This is a genomic window from Sodalinema sp. (assembly GCF_046483825.1).
Lineage (GTDB): Bacteria > Cyanobacteriota > Cyanobacteriia > Cyanobacteriales > Geitlerinemataceae > Sodalinema.
Map to the genome: position 1 here is coordinate 1 of NZ_JAWOCL010000111.1, position 17,553 is coordinate 17,553.

Sequence of the window (17,553 nt, forward strand, 5' to 3'; positions counted from 1 at the left end):
TCACCTGAAACTCTTTAATGTTAATGCGTTTCAAGAGAAATAACGCCAGTAACAACCCCAAAGATTGCAACAAAAACACCGAGCCATAGGCCAACAGCGGCGAGTCAAAAAGCAACGTTCCCAGATTCAACACGCCACCACTGAAAATCGTCGAAATCCCCCGCGCCATCGCTTGAGCCAGTCCCCAAGCACCGATAAACGTCCCAGCGGTTTCAGCCACCGTTAAATCTAACATTAAACTGGTAGCTCCGGCAGTGAGAGTTCCAGCGAAGAGTCCATAAAACAGGAATGCGGCTTGCAGTAACTCCACCCGCTGGCCCACACCGGCAACGATGAACAATAAGGCGCAAACCGAGGCCCCAATACAACCATATTTCGTAGTGCGTTCTTTCCCTAAACGGGGAACAACCAAAAAGCCGGTACTCGAAATGCCAATGAGCGTGCCAAGTCCGAAAAAGACATTCAGTTGGGTGGTTTCTGATAGGCTCATGCCGAAGACTTGTCCGCCATAGGGTTCGATGACGACTTCGTGCATAAACAGGCTAATCGTCAGCAGCAACAGGAAACTAAAGAAAAACCCTGTTTGACGACTGGCGGTGAGAACACGAATGGCGGTTCCTAGGGTGACGCGATCTTCGGAGTTGCTAAGACTCGAGCGTTGACTGTAGCGGGAGTATTTTTTCTCGACGCCGACGGTAGCTAGGAAGCACAGACTCAAGACGAGTAGGGGAACAATGATAAAGACGCGGTTGACGATGGGACTGAGGCTGGCGATATCCACCTGTTCCCCGGCACTGTTGGCTAAATCGGGCTGATTGAGAAGACTGCCGCCGATAATTGCACCGGCGATGATGCCCACCATGAGCATAGACCAAACGACGCCAATGAGTTTTGAGCGATGGTCTTCGTCGGAGATGTCCACCAGCATGGCGGCGAAGGGGGTGGAACTGGCACTAATGGACAGGCCATAGAGGATGAAACAGCCGCCAAATAGGGCGGCCCAGCCGTAGGTGGGGCCAGCCATACCGTTGACTTGTAGGCTTAACCCCAGTTGCCAGAGGACTTGTACGGTGATGAAGGAGAGGCTGGTGAAGAGGATGGCGCCAATCCAGACGTAGCCGCTGCGATGGAGTCCGAAGAGGGGTTTGGAGTCGGACAGTTGCCCGAAGAAGACGCGGGCCGGGGAGACGAGCCGTTCCATGGCGATCGCCCCGGTGGCAATGAGGGCCGGAACGCGCAGTTCATCGATGGCCAGACGGTTGACGATGCCGAGGGTTAGCAGGGACATCATCCCGAGTCCCATCTGGAACAGTCCCAGCCGGAACATGGTGGCCAGGCCAATTCTGGGTCGGGGTTGGGGGGTGGGTTGGAGGTCGGTGTCAGGGCGATCGCGAGTGTCCATAGCGAAAGGTAAAGCGGGTCTGCGTCTAGTGTTTTTCAGTGTAGTGGATTGTTGGGGATTTTCAGCGAGTCCTGAATTGGGCCGGCTGGCTGGGAGACTGATCGCCAACAGATATGGAATAATCGATGGGGCTGATTTGCCCTTTGTTGCTCTTCTGTGTCGTCACCGGTTACTCGTCCATGATTGATGCCAATTTCCCCCAGGCCCAGCGGTTCCACGATCGCCTACGAGAAGCCGAACCCCAACTCCTACAACGCCTCGACCAATTCCGCAACGCCCAAATTCTCGTGGTGGGCGATTTAACCCTCGATGAGTTCATCACTGGGGAGGTTGAGCGCATCTCCCGAGAAGCCCCGGTTCCCATTATCCGCCATGAATCCACTCGGCGCGTCCCTGGAGGGGGCGCGAACGCGGTTTACAATTTGGCGAAACTGGGGGGCCAGATTTCTGTCGCTGGTTTGGTGGGACATGACGAACAAGGCCAGGCCCTGATTCAAATTTTTCAAGAAGCGGGCATCGATACCACGGGTATTTTCATCGATCGCGATCGCCCCACAGTCACCAAAACCCGCATTTCGGCCCATGCACGGCAGTCAGTTACCCAGCAGGTGCTACGACTCGATCGCAAATCCGATGCCCTCCCTCAACCGGCCTTACAGCAGCACCTAGCCGACTATATCGCTCAACAGGCCTCAACGGTGGCTGCTGTGGTCTGTTCCGACTATGGGGATGGTGTTCTGACCCCCAAAGTGATTCAAAGTGCCTTAAACGGCGATCGCACCATTGTCGATACTCAAAGCCAACTCGGTCGCTATCAAAGGGCGACACTGTTTACTCCCAATCTCCCGGAAGCCGAGTTAGAAGTCGGCTATGCGATCGAAGGCGATCGCAGCCTCAAACAAGCCGGAAGCGACCTGTTAGAGCGCACTCAAGCCCAGGCTATCCTCATTACCCGAGGAGGAGATGGCATGACCCTCTTCGAGCGTTCAGGAACCATTGAGCAGATTCCCGCCTTCAATCGCACTGATGTGTTCGACGTCACCGGAGCCGGAGATACGGTTGTCGCTGCCCTAACCCTAGCCCTGGCCAGCGGTGCATCACTTTGGGAAGCCGTCGTTCTCGGGAATCTCGCCGCCAGTCTCGTGGTGCGCCAATTCGGAACCGCCACCACCACCATTGAGGAGATGAAAGAGGCCCTAACTCAGTTAATCGCCAACTGTTAATCGACAATTCCCGATCGCTCCCACATCTTTCCCCCTCTCCCACATCTTTCCCCCTATTGCCTCTTGCCTCTTGCCTCTTGCCTTCTCTCCCCATGCCTCAAACCCTTGTCGTCAAAATTGGTACCTCTAGCCTGACTCAACCCGATCGTGGCGATCTCGCCCTATCGACCTTAGCTCGTTTAGTCGAAACCCTGACCCAACTGCGTCGCCACGGTCATCGACTGATTCTTGTCTCCTCCGGTGCGGTGGGGGTTGGCTGTGCGCGACTGGGGTTGAGCGATCGCCCCCGTCGTTTAGCCACCAAACAAGCCGTGGCCGCCGTCGGCCAAGGACGCTTGATGCGAGTTTATGATGACTTATTTACCAGTTTGCAACAGCCCATTGCTCAAGTTCTTCTCACTCGTAAAGACTTGGTGCAACGTAGTAGTTATGTCAACGCTTATAACACCTTTCAAGAACTTCTAAAACTCGGGGTAATTCCCATCGTCAATGAAAACGATACGATCGCCACTGAGGAACTTAAATTCGGCGACAACGATACCCTCAGCGCCCTGGTGGCCAGCCTGGTTGAAGCCGATTGGCTGTTTTTACTCACTGATGTCGATCGCCTGTATTCGGCCGATCCTAATCGGAATCCGAATGCACAACCCATCGCAAAAGTCAACCATGTCGATGACCTTTTGAACCTAGATATTGGTCATGCCGGGAGTGCTTGGGGAACGGGGGGAATGCAAACCAAAATTACCGCTGCCCGAATTGCCAGCGATAGTGGGGTGCGGACCGTGATTACGGCTGGCAAAACCCCGGAAAATGTAGCAGCGATTTTAGACGGAGCAGATCTCGGCACCCAATTTGTGGCCCAAGCCAAACCCGAAAACGCCCGAAAACGTTGGATTGCCTTTGGCCTAGTCCCCCAGGGTCAATTGTTGCTCGATCGCGGTGCGGTTCACGCCATTTGTCAGGGCGGCAAATCCTTACTGGCGGCGGGGTTAACGGCGGTTCGGGGCAAGTTTCAGGCCAGCGATGCGGTCATTCTCTGTGATGAGCGCGGCCAGGAACTTGGGCGAGGCATTGTCAACTACAAGAGCGACGATTTAGAGAAAATCTGCGGCGCCCAGTCGGAGCAAATCGCTGATATTTTGGGCGATCGCAGTCCCGAAACCGTCATTCACCGCGACAACCTCGTTCTCAACAATGACCCCAGAGAACCGTTAACCATTGACCGTTGACATTGACCGTGAACAGTTCCCTCTTGCCTCTTGCCTCTTGCCTCTTGCCTCTTGCCTCTTGCCTCTTCCCCCCTAACCCCGCCGCCCCGTCACAATATAAGTCACACGTTGTCCGATATTGGTCGCGTGATCTGCCATGCGTTCAAGATGACGAATCGCCAACGTCACCAGCAAGACTGGCTCTAACACCCCTCGATAGTTCGATTGGCTGGCCAGATGACGATAGAGACGATCATAGGCATCATCGACGGTGGTGTCCTTCTCCTTCATCTGATTGCCGGCTTCGGGATTGAGATTCACCAGAGCCATTAAACTCATCCCTAACATGGCTTGGGTTTCATGGGACATCCGCTCCACATCCGGCATACAGTCGAGGGCCGTGTAGGGAAACAACTTGACGGCGATCTCCCCTAAATCCTTCGCATAATCGCCAATTCGTTCGAGATCGCGTACAAGCTGCATAAATGCTCCTAAGACGCGGCAATCTTGGGCCACAGGTCCTTGCAAGGTCAGCAAGATAATACTATCGGATTCAATCTGACGGTAGAAGCGGTCAATCTGTTTGTCGAGGGGGCGCAGCGCTTCGGCGGCCGCGAGATCCCGATTAAACAATGCTTGATGACTAAGACGACAGGAATTTTCCACGAGAGCGCCCATGCGCAAGACATCTTGGCGTAGGCGTTTGAGTTCTCGTTCAAAATGTTGACGACTGGAATTGAGTTTAGAGGTGTTCACCCGTTGCACTATCGCGCTTGCTCCTATAGTTTCTCTCCTATTGTGAGACAAGTTTCTCAAAATGGGAGCAAACTTTAGGGGCTTTTATCGTGAAATTCGGTAATTCTTCTGAGATTTAATCCGAGGTTTACGATCGCTTTACCTCCCCTTGAGGGGCAAGACTCCTCTTCAGGAAAGAGTCGCTGCAGGAAGTTCAAGGGTTAAGCAAGCGCCGCCGGTTTTGGGGTGATTATCGGCGTGAATGGTTCCGTTATGGGCCAAAATAATTTGTTTGACGATCGCCAACCCCAAGCCACTCCCAGTCGAGGTGGGTGAGGTAACGTTGGGATCTGCCTCGGGATTGCGCCCTCGTCCGGGATCACCACGATACAGTCGTTCAAAGACATGAGGTAAATCCGCTACGGCGAAGCCACTCCCTTCGTCGATGACTTGGATCTGCACGCGATCGCCTTGCTGCGATCGAGAGATTCGCTGAGCTTGCACCTGAATGGTTCCCCCTGGGGGACTATAGCGGATTGCATTATCTAATAGATTCAAAAAGACCCGATATAAGCGAGAATTATCCCCCTCCACGGCTAAGGGTTGGGCGAACTCACCGGATTGACGATAACTGAAATAAACCGATTTCTGGTGCGCTAAGGGATCTAAGGTTTGCCAAACTGACTCAATTAAATCCTGGAGATGGATCGCTTCAGTTGTCAGAGTTCCTTGACGTTCAATATGGCTTAATTCCAGCCAATCCTGTACCAATGAGACGAGCCGTTGGGTTTCTGGGAGTAATCGTTCCACCCAGCCTCTCATGGGTCCGTCTAGGCGCTCGACGAGGGTTTCGACGACGAGCTGAATGGAGGTGAGGGGAGTTCGTAGTTCATGAGCGAGATCCGACATCCAGCGATCGCGGGATTGGGTTAACTCCAAGAGAACTTGACGATTCTCCACAAACACCCCCACATCGCCATCGGGCAACGGTAGGCTATAGGCTTTCAGGGTTTGGGGATTTTGGCTGATAATTTCATCGGCATCGGTGGCGTGAGGAAAAAACTGCCATTCCCGGTGATAGGACTGTTGTTGATAGCGAGTCTGCTGAATCAATAAATCCAACTCATAGGAGCGAACCACCTCCAAAAACAGGCGATCGCCCCCAGGACGCCAATCCGAGACTTTCAGCAGCGAACGAGCTTCCTGGTTAAAAATCAGGGGATGGTTTTCTGCATCCACTTGAACATAGCCAATTGGCGCCAACTCTAGCACCTGCTCATACATCACTAACTGAGCCTCAGCCTCGGCTTTGCAATGACTGAGGTGGGTGAGGGCTTGCCGCATTTGCGACTGGACTGACAAATCCTTTTGCGTCACCTCAGCCGGAACCTGGCTCAGTAATCGTTGCCAATAATGCCGTTGTCGCCGGGCCTGCCAGGCGATCGCCCCAGCCCCGACGGCTAATCCCACTAGAAATGCCACCGCCTCCATGATTGACTCCTCACCCAGCAGTTTGGGCTGTCTTCCGCGTTCCTCGATAGTCGAGGCATTCCTAGATCATAATTGCATCTTAACCCAAGCGATTCACCCCAAGCGATAACCAAAGCCCCGTACCGTGATGATGTATTGAGGATGACTTGGATCGGCTTCGAGTTTTTCGCGCAACCAACGGATATGGACATCGACGGTTTTACTGTCGCCGACGAAATCAAAACCCCAGACGCGATCGAGCAGTTGTTCTCGGGACCAAACTCGGCGCGGGGATTTCATAAACAGTTCCAATAGCCGAAACTCTTTCGGCGCTAGATTGATCTCTTCACCGCGCACTAAAACGCGACATTGTTGAGGATAGAGGATGATATCCCCAAATTCAAACCGCAGCGGCTTGTTGACGATGTTGTAGTGATTGCGACGCAACAGGGCGCGACAACGAGCCACCAACTCCCGCATACTGAAGGGTTTGGTCAGGTAATCATCGGCGCCGACTTCCAGGCCGAGGACGCGATCGGTTTCGCTCCCTTTGGCGCTGAGGATTAAAATTGGTACGGGATTTCCCTGTTGTCGTAACAATCGACACAGATCGAGGCCATTCACCTGAGGGAGCATCAGGTCTAGGATGATCAGATCGAAAGGAAACTCGCCCGGTTGGAGCTGTGGATCGCTCAAAAAGGTGAGGGCCGTTTGCCCATCGATCGCCATCTGCACCTGGTAGCCTTCATCTTCTAAGGCTAAGGTCACCATTTCTCGGATCAGGTGTTCGTCTTCGACGATGAGAACACGCTGAGTTTGACCGAGTTGTGGCGCATCGGTATAGGGTCTCGACTCAATAGAGAGCATAACTGGGTTTAAGGTATTCTGAGACACCTTATTCATATATCACTTTGCCCCCAGAAGACACATCTTGACAAATACACCTTAATCTGTATTGAGGTCTCTAGGGGCGTTTTTAGGAAAATTAAATCGCGCAATCGCTTGACTGGCAAGAGATAGCCGTGTTTTTGGTCTTAGATTAAGGAAAAGTGAAACTTCAGTGTTTCGTGACGCAAGTGGGCCTCGAAGTGACCCCAGAGGCTCCAGAGGCTACTGTTGGGCGGTAACTTGTTCGAGGACAGATTCCATATCTTCGAGGGAGACGGCGCCGGTGAAGGCTTCTCCATTGATGAAAAAGGCGGGAGTTCCGGTTAATCCGAGTTGATCGGCCAGTTCCAAGTCTGTTTGAACGGCTGTAATGGAGGCGTCACTGGTGCGATCGCCCTCAAATTGCTCCATATCCAGATTTAGCTCTTGAGCCAACTCCACATAGAGCGCATCCCCTAAACGGTCTTGATTCTCAAACAGGGCGCTACGATACTCCCAAAACTGTCCCTGTTGTTGAGCCGCCCAGGAGGCGCGAGCGGCGGGGAGCGCTTGAGGGTGAATTGAGACGAGGGGGAGATGCTTAAAGACTAAGGTGACGCGATCGCCATGTTTCTCGATAAACTCTGTCACCGTTCCACTGGCCTGCTCGCAAAAGGGACATTGAAAGTCAGAAAACTCAAGCATCACAATCTCTTGAGCCTCGGCCCCTTTCTGGGGAGAGTCGCCAATAAACTCCGCCGGAGACTGGCGCATCTGTTGCACCACCTCATTACGAGAGTTCTGTTGAGATTGTTGTTGTTGCTGCTGGTAGGCCTGAACCGACTCTAAAATCACCTCCGGGTTCTCCCGCAGAATCTCTAGCACCTGAGTTTCTAAATCCGCCGGGGGCGACTGTTGACAGCTACCCAGCAGCAGTCCGGCCATGACCAACCCCACGAGAGATTGGGATAGCCCTTTACGTCTCAACACCTGTGTACACCTCATGTATGGATTGCTTGAATGGATTGATTGAATGGATTGCTTGAATGAGCAGTCGTTCGCTGAGCCATGAATCGCCCTCCTAATCGCTGTCATTTGCCTCGGAGGACGGATTGGACTGATTTGGTATTACCGACGAATCCAGGGTCTTAACGGACACGTCAGTGGCTTGTACGTCAATAGTTCCGGCGGGGGTGCTACGTTCAAATCGGTCATCGACCACCTGAAGGGTCTCGCCACAACTTGGACAATTTAGCGTCGCATCCTTAATGCCCACAAACTCAAACTGACAGACGGGACAGCGATCCTGAACCAGTTTACGTCGAATCCACCATTGCAAGCCCAAAACCGCAACGATCGCCAAGACGGGGATTGAGGCCAGTAGAATAAAAACCCATTGCACGACCCAACCCAGGCCAACGGTCGTCAGGAGACTAACAACCAGCAACACCGTCAGCCAAAAACTCAGGCCCGACAGTTGTAACTGTTTCAAATTTGCCTTTACCTTAAAATCGTTCGGATCCACAACAGCCTCCTTGCTGGTGACATGGGGCAGCGGCAAGGGGGGAGTTTCCCCTATACTGAACTGACCGCTCGTCTTTCACACTCTGCTTTTCACTCTATTGAAAGCCCATCAGTGTTTGCAACCGGCGGGCGATCGCCCCTTCACTGAATTGAGCCAGGGTTTCTTCCCGTAGCCAGGAACCATCGACGCGGCGATCGCCACCTTGTAGCATTTCAATACAGGCCCCGGCTACGGCCTCAGGGTCTCGATGGGCAACCTGCCATCCCAATTTACCATCTTGCAAGGGGTCCGCTGAACCATCACCCTGACCGGACAACACCGGAATCCCGGTGGCCATAGCTTCTAAATATACGATACCAAACCCTTCTTGAGACGGCATCACATAGGCATCGGCGACACGATAATGGTCGGGGAGTTCTTCGGTGGCGACAAATCCCGCAAAGACCACCTGTTGCGCCACGCCTAAGTCTTGGGCCAGTTTTTCGAGGCGCGGGCGATCGTCGCCCCGGCCAATGATGAGATATTTAACGTCAGGGTGGTAGTGGAGAATTTTCGGTAAGGCCCGCAGGGTCACATCAACCCCTTTGTAGATATCTCCTGACCATAATCGGGCCACGGTCATTAAGACGCGGCTGTGGTCGAGGTGATAGCGATCGATGAGATACTGTGGTTTTGGCCCCGGTGAGAAGATCTCCCCATTGACGACGCAGGGGAGCATTTGAAACTGTTGCGGGTTAAGATGATTCGATTCACAGGCGCGATCGCGGCTATAGCGGCTAATGGTCCAGAGTTCTTGGGCCTGTTGCAGCGCCTTACGGGAGCCACCCGGCAGAGGGTCCCAGATCTCCTTACCATAGGTCATGACACGATAGGGAATCCCCAACGGTTTACAGAATAGGCGCACCAGGGGAGCGAGTTTGATATGGCCGCAGATGACGGAAGCGGGCCGCTGGCGTAATAGTCGTCCTAGTAGCGCCTGACATAACTTGAAGCGTCCCCACCAGGATGAGGCGGATTTGAAGTAACGGAAGCTTAGATAGGCGCTATCTGAACGCTCGAAGGGGTTATCACAGCCGACTCCATCTCGTAATAGCAAGACCTCCGCTCGTTGGCCGCTGGGACTTTCAGCGGCGGCTCGTTCGTAGGCTCGTAAGACATCTTTGACATAGGATTGAATCCCGCCTTCACAGGAGAAAATTTCTAAGAAGACAAATAAGTGCATCTGGCGATGTTGGAGCGATCGCTCGGCGGTGCGATCGTTGGTAACATCGTTGGTAACATCGTTGGTAACAGAGGAATGGGAATGGGGGGTCATACTAATTTAACGGAACATGAACAATTGAAACCATCGAAAATCAACAAGTTGCCTTGACAATAAGAACATCTAATGGTAAAGAGCAACTCTCAACTCTTGCCTTGTCTGGACTCAATTGGGCCAACTTGGGCCAACTCCGTTAGCCGTCAGTTAGCCGTCAGTTAGCCGTCAGTTAGCTGAGAGCGTTGACCCAATTAGGGGGAGTCTTGCAAGCGGGCCTCGACCATTAGCCGGGCGACTTCGGGCATATCATACTCAGCTTGCCAATTCATCTGTCGTTTGGCTTTAGCGGGGTTCCCACGACTGACGGCGATATCTGTGGGCCGGTAGAGACTCTCATCGGTGGTGACGCAGTCTTTTGAGTTCAGTCCCAGATGAGCGAACACCGCTTCAACGAAATCTTGCAAGCTATAGGTGCATCCTGTGGCGATAACATAATCTTCGGCGATATCCTGTTGTAACATCAAGTACATCGCTTGGATATACTCGGGCGCCCAACCCCAGTCTCGTTGAATACTGGTTTTGCCTAAATAGAGGGTTTCGTTGCTTCCTTGGGCGATACGACAGGCGGTGGCGACAATCTTTTGGGTCACGAAGCGTTCGGGACGTAGGGGGGATTCATGGTTGTAGAGAATCCCGGAACAGGCGAAGAGTCCATAGGCCTCGCGGTAGTTGGCGACTTCCCAGAAGGCGGCGGCTTTGGCGACACCGTAGGGACTGCGGGGTCGGAAGGGGGTTTGTTCGTCGGCGGCTGCGCCTTGGGTATCGCCGAAGCATTCGCTAGAACCGGCGTTGTAGAATTTGATGGGAGAGCCGATAAAGCGGATCACTTCGAGGAGGTTGAGGGTTCCTGTGGCAATGCTATCGAGGGTTTCGACGGGTTGGTCGAAGGAGAGTCCGACGGAACTTTGACCGCTGAGGTTATAGACTTCGTTGGGTTGGGTTTTGTCTAGGACTTGTAAGACGCTACGGAAGTCGGTCAGACTCATGGAGTAGAGGCTGACGCGATCGCGAATCCCCAGGGCCACGAGATTTCTGAAGGAGGACATTTGGGCATCTCGGGAGGTTCCACAGACCTCGTAGCCTCGTTCGAGGAGAAACTTCGCCAGATAAGCGCCGTCCTGCCCGGAAATTCCACAAATTAGTGCTTTTTTCATCTTAAGGTTCGCGATCGTCTTGTCATATCATGGTAGTTTAACCACTATTGCCCACCAATATAGGGATTGATTGGAGGCTCAGTTGAGACGGTCGGGGGCGACGGTAACCGAGTCGCGTCTAGTTCGTTCTTCAACTCGGCGATCGCCTCTCCGGGAAATTACCTAGGGAGAGGCTAATCTGAGGAGAGAGAGTCAGAGGGAGTCTCGATACCTTGTTCGAGGAGTAGACAATTGCGTCCATAATAGTCGCGGTGGTAGGTAACGTGATCGCACAGTCGTCGTAACAAGAACCAGCCATAGCCCCCTTGACGCAGGGTTCCGGGTTCAGGTTCGGGGACTTGTTCCGGGTTAAACGGCTGGCCAAAATCCCAAATGCGGATTTCGAGGCGATCGCATTCTAGGGAGAGTTGAATCTCAATCGGGGTATCGGGAGGACGATGACGGTGTGCATGGCGGACAGCATTACTAAATCCCTCAGCAATGGCTAACTTGAGACAGTAGAGACGATTATCGGACCAATGGGACAGTCTCGGTTGCTGCAAACAAAACTCCTCAAACCAGCGCTGAATCTGAATCATCAGGCTGAGATCACTGGCTACCGTCAACCGGCTTTGCCTTTTGCCCACGGCGCGATCGCCCTCCTGGAGAAAGATCAAGGGCCTAGACTGGCCCGAGGCAGGCTCTCGGGAGCCACGACGGGCAAATCCTTGTCCAGTTTCGATTATAATGAAGTTTGGTTAAGTTCGATAAGATTTTTGAGAATACATTTTAAAGACAATTCTCTGACCTTCACCTCAGACATTAACCGGTTACTACCTCACATTTTATGAGTATTATCACCCTTAAATCTATTGCTAAAGACTTTGGTATCAAAGAGATTCTACGGGATGCCAGCTTAAGCGTCGATGCCCAAGACAAAATTGGTTTAATTGGAACCAATGGCTCTGGAAAATCAACCCTCCTCAAGATACTCGCGGGTATTGAACCCTATAATGAGGGCGATCGCCTCGTTAACCGCAACAAACGGGTCATTTACCTACCACAACAGCCCGATATTGACCCCGATCATACTGTTTTAGAGCAAGTCTTCTCCGATTGTGGCTCTAAAATGCAGATTGTTCGTGACTATGAGGCTCTGTCTCATCATCTCTCTCAAGCGTCAGGAGATGAACTTAATCGCCTGATGAATCAACTTACCCGCATCACCGAAGAAATGAATGCGGCTAACGCTTGGGATTTGGAAACCGAAGCCAAAATTATTCTCTCAAAATTAGGGATTGAGGATTTAGAGGTCAAAGTGGGAACCCTCTCGGGAGGCTATCGCAAGCGCATCGCCTTGGCGGCGGCCCTATTAGCAGAACCGGATTTGTTGCTAATGGATGAACCAACCAACCATCTCGATGCCGAATCTGTCGATTGGCTACAAACTTACCTACAACGTTATCCCGCCGCCCTGGTTTTGGTCACTCACGATCGCTACTTTCTCGACCAAGTGACCACCCGTATTTTAGAAGTAGATCGAGGAGATTTATATACCTACTCTGGGAACTATTCCTATTACTTAGAGAAAAAAGCCCTCGCCGAAGAAGTAGCCGCCAGCCAAGAACGCAAACACGCCGGGGTTTTGCGGCGAGAACTCGAATGGCTTAAACAGGGACCGAAGGCTCGGAGTACTAAGCAAAATGCTAGGATTCAACGCATTGAAGGAATGCAAGACGTTGAATTTAAGCAACAGGTGGGAAACGTCAATATTTCTACCCCCACGCGACGGATTGGCAAGAAAGTGATTGAGTTAGAAGGAGTGGGGAAAGGGTACGGCGATCGCCAACTGTTTAAAGACTTTACCTACAGCTTTGATCGTCAAGATCGCGTCGGAATTATTGGTGGCAATGGAACCGGCAAATCGACCCTGCTGAATATCATTACTGGGCGCACCGAACCCGATTCTGGAACCGTCGAAATTGGCGAAACCATCCATTTTGGCTATTTCGATCAACACTCTGAAGACTTAGTCGAGTCAGCCAACCAAAACCAGCGCGTCATTGACTATGTTCAGGAAGACGCCACCCTCGTTAAAACCGCTGATGGCAGTATTATCACCGCCTCGCAAATGTTGGAGAGGTTTCTCTTTCCCTCTAGTCAGCAATATGTGCCGTTACATAAACTCTCCGGGGGAGAAAAGCGGCGTTTATTTCTCTTGCGGGTGTTAATGACATCCCCCAATGTCTTGATTTTGGACGAACCCACCAATGATTTGGATGTGCAAACGTTGGGGGTATTGGAGGAGTATTTAGAGGACTTTAATGGGTGTGCGATCGTTGTCTCCCACGATCGCTATTTTCTCGATCGCACCGTCAACAAGATTTTCGCCATGGAACCCGGCGCACAGATTCGCCAATATCCTGGCAATTATTCCATTTACCTCGACTACAAACAACTCGAAGCCGAACGGGCCGCCAAAGCCGCGCAAGAGTCGGCTGCCAATGTTCCTAAACCCTCCTCCTCGACGACAGCATCCGCGAAGTCTGCCTCAAAATCCTCATCGAAGTCCAGTTCAAACTCGGGGTTATCCTATAAGGAGAAGCGAGAACTCGAACAGTTGGAGGGACAAATCCCCGATTTAGAGGAACGCAAGGCCCAACTCGAAAACCAACTCTATCAAAATCCCCCGGATGACCATGTGGCCCTAGAAAGCCTATCTCACCAATTGGCGGAGTTAAGTCATCAGATTGAAACCTCCACGGTTCGCTGGATGGAGTTAGCGGAACAAGAATAGCGGAAGCCGACAGGCCACTTGCGGATTCCCCCGACCTTATTTCTCCCCGATTCCCGATTCCCGATTCCCGATTCCCGATTCCCTGTTCCCGATTCCCTCAAACCAATCGATCGCAGCGACAATCGCATCATCCAAGTTCGACTGAGGTAAGCCCAAGTCTCGTACCGCTTTCGAGGCATCGTAATACATCGGTTCGGCGGACATTCTCACCCCATCGAGGGGAACTGAGGGAGATTTGCCCAGTTTGGCTAAGAGGATTTCATCAATCCAGGCCACCGCCAGCGGTAGCCAGAGGGGAACTGTATAGCGGGGGGCGCTTAAACCGGTGTGATGGGCAAGTTTGTCTAAAAAGGCTTTGAGGCTGAGATTTTGATGGCCTAGGATATAACGTTCTCCCGTTTGGCCCCGTTCCAAGGCCAAAACATGACCTCGGGCTACATCGCGCACATCGATAAAGTTTAAGCCGGTGTTGACATAGGCGGGCATCCGTCGTTGGAGAAAGCGCAGGATAATGTCTCCCGTGGGAGTGGGTTTGATGTCTCGTGGCCCAATCGGTGTACTGGGGTTAACAATGACGATATCCTGTCCTCGGGCGATCGCCTGCATCGCCTCTTGTTCGGCCCAGTATTTGGACTGTTTATACGCGCTAATGAGACCCTGGGGAGGACTTTGATAGGTTTCATCGGCCACCTGGCCCCCTGGTTTAACACCAATGGCGGCCACGGAACTGGTGTAGACAATCCGTTCCACGCCAGCAGTTTGGGCCGCCTGTAAAACCTGACGGGTTCCCAAGACATTCACCTGATGCAGACGGGGGCGATCGCGTCGCCAGAGAGAATAGTGGGCCGCCACATGACAGACGGCATCACACCCCTGCATCTGTTGGGCTAACTCGGGGCTGTTAACCTCTCCCGTCACCTGTTCAATATCCAACCCGACTAGGTTATCTAAACGACTTTGGGGGCGAACCAGGGCGCGAACTCGATAATTGGACTCTAGCAGCGATCGCACCACATGGGACCCAATAAATCCCGTTCCTCCCGTTACAAAAACTTGTGTCACCACGGCCATCTCCTCCAACAGACTGACTAGCTTAACCCTGCAACCCTTTATCCTAGGGTTAGGTTGGCCGATTCGGGTCGCTTGAACCTTCAGGAAACCTCTCAACGGTCACGGACGTGGCAGAATAGAAGCGTAAATGCCTAGTGACGTGCCACACCTCAACCTTGCTGACCCTACTGCAACAGATTGCCCAAATGATTAAAAACTGGTGGTCGGAGTTTACCCTTCAGACCAAACTCATGGCGGCGGCAACCCTCGTCGTATCGTTGATTGTGAGCGGTTTGACGTTTTGGGCAACCAACACAATTCAGCAGGATGCACGGCTTAATGATACCCGCTTCGGGCGCGATTTGGGGCTGCTCCTGGCGGCCAACGTCACTCAACTGATCGCCGAAGACAACAAAACTGAACTGGCCCGATTTAGCAGTCAGTTCTATAGTCGTACCTCCAGTGTTCGTTATATTCTCTACGCCGATGAAGATGGGCAAATTTTCTTCGGGATTCCCTATTCTGAGGCCACGGTTCAGAACTCCCTCCAGATTCAACGACGCATCCAACTTCCCGAGGGAGTCGGCCAATCGGAACAGCCCTTTGTCCGTCAACATAATACCCCGAACGGCCAAGTGACTGATGTCTTTGTTCCCTTGGTTCAGGGCGATCGCCATTTAGGGATTATGGCCGTCGGAATCAACCCCAACCCCACCGTCGTCACCTCTTCGGGGTTAACTCGTGATGTCACCATCGCCGTGTTTGTCTCGATTTGGGTGATGGTGATCCTAGGGGCGGTGTTCAACGCCCTCACCATTACCCGCCCCATCAAGGAACTCCTCGTCGGGGTGAAAAATATCGCCTCGGGGGACTTTCGCCAACGGGTTGATTTACCCTTCGGCGGTGAATTAGGCGAACTCATCGAGAGTTTTAACGAGATGGCTGAACGTCTCGAACGCTATGAAGAACAAAATATCGAAGAACTCACCGCCGAAAAAGCCAAACTCGAAACCCTCGTCTCCACCATTGCCGATGGAGCCGTGTTGTTGGACAATCAAATGCACGTGGTCTTAGTCAATCCCACCGCCCGCCGCATCTTTGGCTGGGATGATCAAACCCTAATTGGAACTAATGTTCTACACGCCTTCCCCGCCGCGATTCAAGTAGAACTAACACGGCCACTCTATCAAATGGCGAAAGGGGAACGGGATAGTGGTGAGTTTCGTATCTCCATTAGCGAACCCACTCAACGCATGATTCGTATTTTGGTGACAACGGTTTTAGATCGCGAACGCGAAAACGTCAAAGGAATTGCCATTACGGTTCAAGATATTACCCGAGAAGTGGAGTTAAATGAAGCTAAAAGTCAGTTTATTAGCAACATTTCCCACGAACTACGGACTCCATTATTTAATATCAAATCCTTTATTGAGACACTCCATGAATATGGCGATGATTTGAGCGATCGCGAACGGCGAGAATTCCTCGAAACCGCCAACCATGAAACTGATCGCCTAACTCGTCTTGTCAACGATGTTCTCGATTTATCCCGCCTCGAATCCTGCCGAATTTACCGACTTGAACCCCTCGATATTGTTCAACCCATTGAACAAACCCTACGAACCTATCAATTGAATGCCAAAGATAAAGAAATTGAACTCAAACAAGAGGTCGAAGACTCACTCCCTTCAGTGTTGGGTCATTACGACCTCCTCTTACAAGTGTTCGCCAACTTAGTTGGTAACGCCTTAAAATTCACCGAAGCGGGTGGAAAAGTGATTGTCCGAGCTTATCTTCTCTCCACCGTTGCACCCGAAGAGCATCACGTCATGGAAGGGGAAACACGCTATGTACGAGTGGAAGTGGCGGATACCGGAATCGGCATTGGGGAAGAAGATCGAGAGGCAATTTTTGACCGCTTCTTCCGAGTTGAAAACCGGGTTCATACCCTAGAAGGAACCGGACTAGGTCTATCAATTGTCCGCAACATCATCGATAAACATCACACCAATGTCAATTTAGTCAGTGAAGTGGGTGTTGGTACAACCTTCTGGTTCGATTTAGCCGTGGCGGAAGAGTCCAGCCAACCGGGTAGCATTCCCATTGATGCAACTCCCCAACTGACGGTTAATCGTGAATCGTAGGTCGTCGCTCACGAGTGGCTAATTGGCTAAGGCCAGAATGAGACTGATAGCTAGAAGACCCAGAAATCCCACGAGGGCTGGGTTACGGCGATACCAAGGTGCGAGTTTTCGTTGAGGCGTTGGCGTGAGAATCGGCTCGTCGATGTTCTGGTAGAGGGTACAGCTTTGGGCGTGGGGCCGTTTAGGAAAGTTGCAACTATCATCGAGGTGATAGGTACAGGTTAAACAGAGGGGTTCCTCGGGATTGCCTCGATAGAGGGGAATCCCCGGATGACCAAAGGCTTTGAGTTCATAGCCACAGTGGGGACAGGAGACGGCATCATGGCGTACGGTTTGCTGGCATCGAGGACATGAAGACATAGGGAGGAGGGATGTTGAGCTTTAGTCTAGTTTTACATCTGTGGCGAGGGAACAGGGAATAGGGAACAGGGAATAGGGAATAGGGAACAGGGAACAGGGAACAGGGAACAGGGAACAGGGAATAGAAATTCCTCGTGTCATGGCTGAAGCCGTGACACGGACTGTAGGCGGCTCTGCCGCCTGCCATCGGGAGGCAGAGTCGCCCCAAGAGCATGAAACTAGAGATGATAAGTGGTGTCAGTGAACGACGGCTTCTAGGGATTGAGGTTGAAACATTTGGGTGCTTAAATACCGTTCTCCGCCACTGGCTTGAATCGTGAC

At 52.2% G+C, this 17,553-nt stretch carries 15 protein-coding genes; 4 read left to right on the top strand and 11 right to left on the bottom strand.

What is annotated here, in order from left to right:
* Nucleotides 1-1,402 (bottom strand): BCD family MFS transporter (locus R6U67_RS07075; RefSeq protein WP_410251890.1); only part of this gene is annotated, 1,402 nt, incomplete at its 3' end.
* A gap of 179 nt (nucleotides 1,403-1,581) precedes the next feature.
* Here R6U67_RS07075 and R6U67_RS07080 point away from each other — a divergent pair.
* The gene (locus R6U67_RS07080; RefSeq protein WP_410251891.1) at nucleotides 1,582-2,625 is read left to right on the top strand and encodes a bifunctional heptose 7-phosphate kinase/heptose 1-phosphate adenyltransferase; all 1,044 of its coding nucleotides are present in this window, start codon (nucleotides 1,582-1,584) and stop codon (nucleotides 2,623-2,625) included.
* 92 nt (nucleotides 2,626-2,717) lie between these two features.
* Nucleotides 2,718-3,854, top strand: a complete 1,137-nt coding sequence (gene proB / locus R6U67_RS07085; protein WP_410251892.1) for a glutamate 5-kinase — start codon at nucleotides 2,718-2,720, stop codon at nucleotides 3,852-3,854.
* A gap of 72 nt (nucleotides 3,855-3,926) precedes the next feature.
* On the opposite strand, the gene phoU is transcribed toward proB, so the two are convergent.
* The 8 genes from phoU to R6U67_RS07125 form a co-directional block, all read right to left on the bottom strand.
* Complete coding sequence (phoU, locus tag R6U67_RS07090) at nucleotides 3,927-4,589, bottom strand: phosphate signaling complex protein PhoU (RefSeq protein WP_068788180.1); 663 nt, start codon at nucleotides 4,587-4,589, stop codon at nucleotides 3,927-3,929.
* A 168-nt stretch (nucleotides 4,590-4,757) separates the two neighbouring features.
* Nucleotides 4,758-6,059: a sensor histidine kinase gene (locus tag R6U67_RS07095; protein WP_410251893.1), complete on the bottom strand. Its 1,302-nt coding sequence runs from the start codon at nucleotides 6,057-6,059 to the stop codon at nucleotides 4,758-4,760.
* Between the two features lie 93 nt (nucleotides 6,060-6,152).
* A complete protein-coding gene (locus tag R6U67_RS07100; protein ID WP_087709386.1) occupies nucleotides 6,153-6,905 on the bottom strand; it encodes a winged helix-turn-helix domain-containing protein in 753 nt (250 codons plus the stop codon).
* Between the two features lie 243 nt (nucleotides 6,906-7,148).
* Nucleotides 7,149-7,910, bottom strand: coding sequence for a DsbA family protein (locus tag R6U67_RS07105; RefSeq protein ID WP_410251894.1), 762 nt, complete (start codon nucleotides 7,908-7,910; stop codon nucleotides 7,149-7,151).
* A gap of 76 nt (nucleotides 7,911-7,986) precedes the next feature.
* The gene (locus R6U67_RS07110) at nucleotides 7,987-8,430 is read right to left on the bottom strand and encodes a hypothetical protein (protein WP_410251895.1); all 444 of its coding nucleotides are present in this window, start codon (nucleotides 8,428-8,430) and stop codon (nucleotides 7,987-7,989) included.
* Nucleotides 8,431-8,524: 94 nt separating this feature from the next.
* Nucleotides 8,525-9,652 (bottom strand): glycosyltransferase family 4 protein, encoded by a 1,128-nt coding sequence (locus tag R6U67_RS07115; RefSeq protein WP_410251902.1) that lies wholly within the window; start codon nucleotides 9,650-9,652, stop codon nucleotides 8,525-8,527.
* A gap of 287 nt (nucleotides 9,653-9,939) precedes the next feature.
* Nucleotides 9,940-10,902: a GDP-mannose 4,6-dehydratase gene (locus R6U67_RS07120; protein ID WP_410251896.1), complete on the bottom strand. Its 963-nt coding sequence runs from the start codon at nucleotides 10,900-10,902 to the stop codon at nucleotides 9,940-9,942.
* A gap of 173 nt (nucleotides 10,903-11,075) precedes the next feature.
* Nucleotides 11,076-11,558, bottom strand: a complete 483-nt coding sequence (locus tag R6U67_RS07125) for an ATP-binding protein (protein ID WP_410251897.1) — start codon at nucleotides 11,556-11,558, stop codon at nucleotides 11,076-11,078.
* 170 nt (nucleotides 11,559-11,728) lie between these two features.
* Here R6U67_RS07125 and R6U67_RS07130 point away from each other — a divergent pair, with 170 nt between their 5' ends.
* Nucleotides 11,729-13,678 (top strand): ABC-F family ATP-binding cassette domain-containing protein, encoded by a 1,950-nt coding sequence (locus R6U67_RS07130; RefSeq protein WP_410251898.1) that lies wholly within the window; start codon nucleotides 11,729-11,731, stop codon nucleotides 13,676-13,678.
* A 36-nt stretch (nucleotides 13,679-13,714) separates the two neighbouring features.
* Here the strand turns inward: R6U67_RS07130 and hpnA are convergent, their stop codons facing one another.
* Nucleotides 13,715-14,743: a hopanoid-associated sugar epimerase gene (gene hpnA, locus R6U67_RS07135; RefSeq protein WP_410251899.1), complete on the bottom strand. Its 1,029-nt coding sequence runs from the start codon at nucleotides 14,741-14,743 to the stop codon at nucleotides 13,715-13,717.
* A 161-nt stretch (nucleotides 14,744-14,904) separates the two neighbouring features.
* Here hpnA and nblS point away from each other — a divergent pair, with 161 nt between their 5' ends.
* Nucleotides 14,905-16,872 (top strand): two-component system sensor histidine kinase NblS, encoded by a 1,968-nt coding sequence (nblS, locus tag R6U67_RS07140; protein WP_410251900.1) that lies wholly within the window; start codon nucleotides 14,905-14,907, stop codon nucleotides 16,870-16,872.
* 18 nt (nucleotides 16,873-16,890) lie between these two features.
* On the opposite strand, the gene R6U67_RS07145 is transcribed toward nblS, so the two are convergent.
* Entirely contained in the window at nucleotides 16,891-17,232 is a 342-nt protein-coding gene (locus R6U67_RS07145) for a zinc ribbon domain-containing protein (RefSeq protein ID WP_410251901.1), read from the bottom strand.
* Nucleotides 17,233-17,553: the final 321 nt, after the last annotated feature.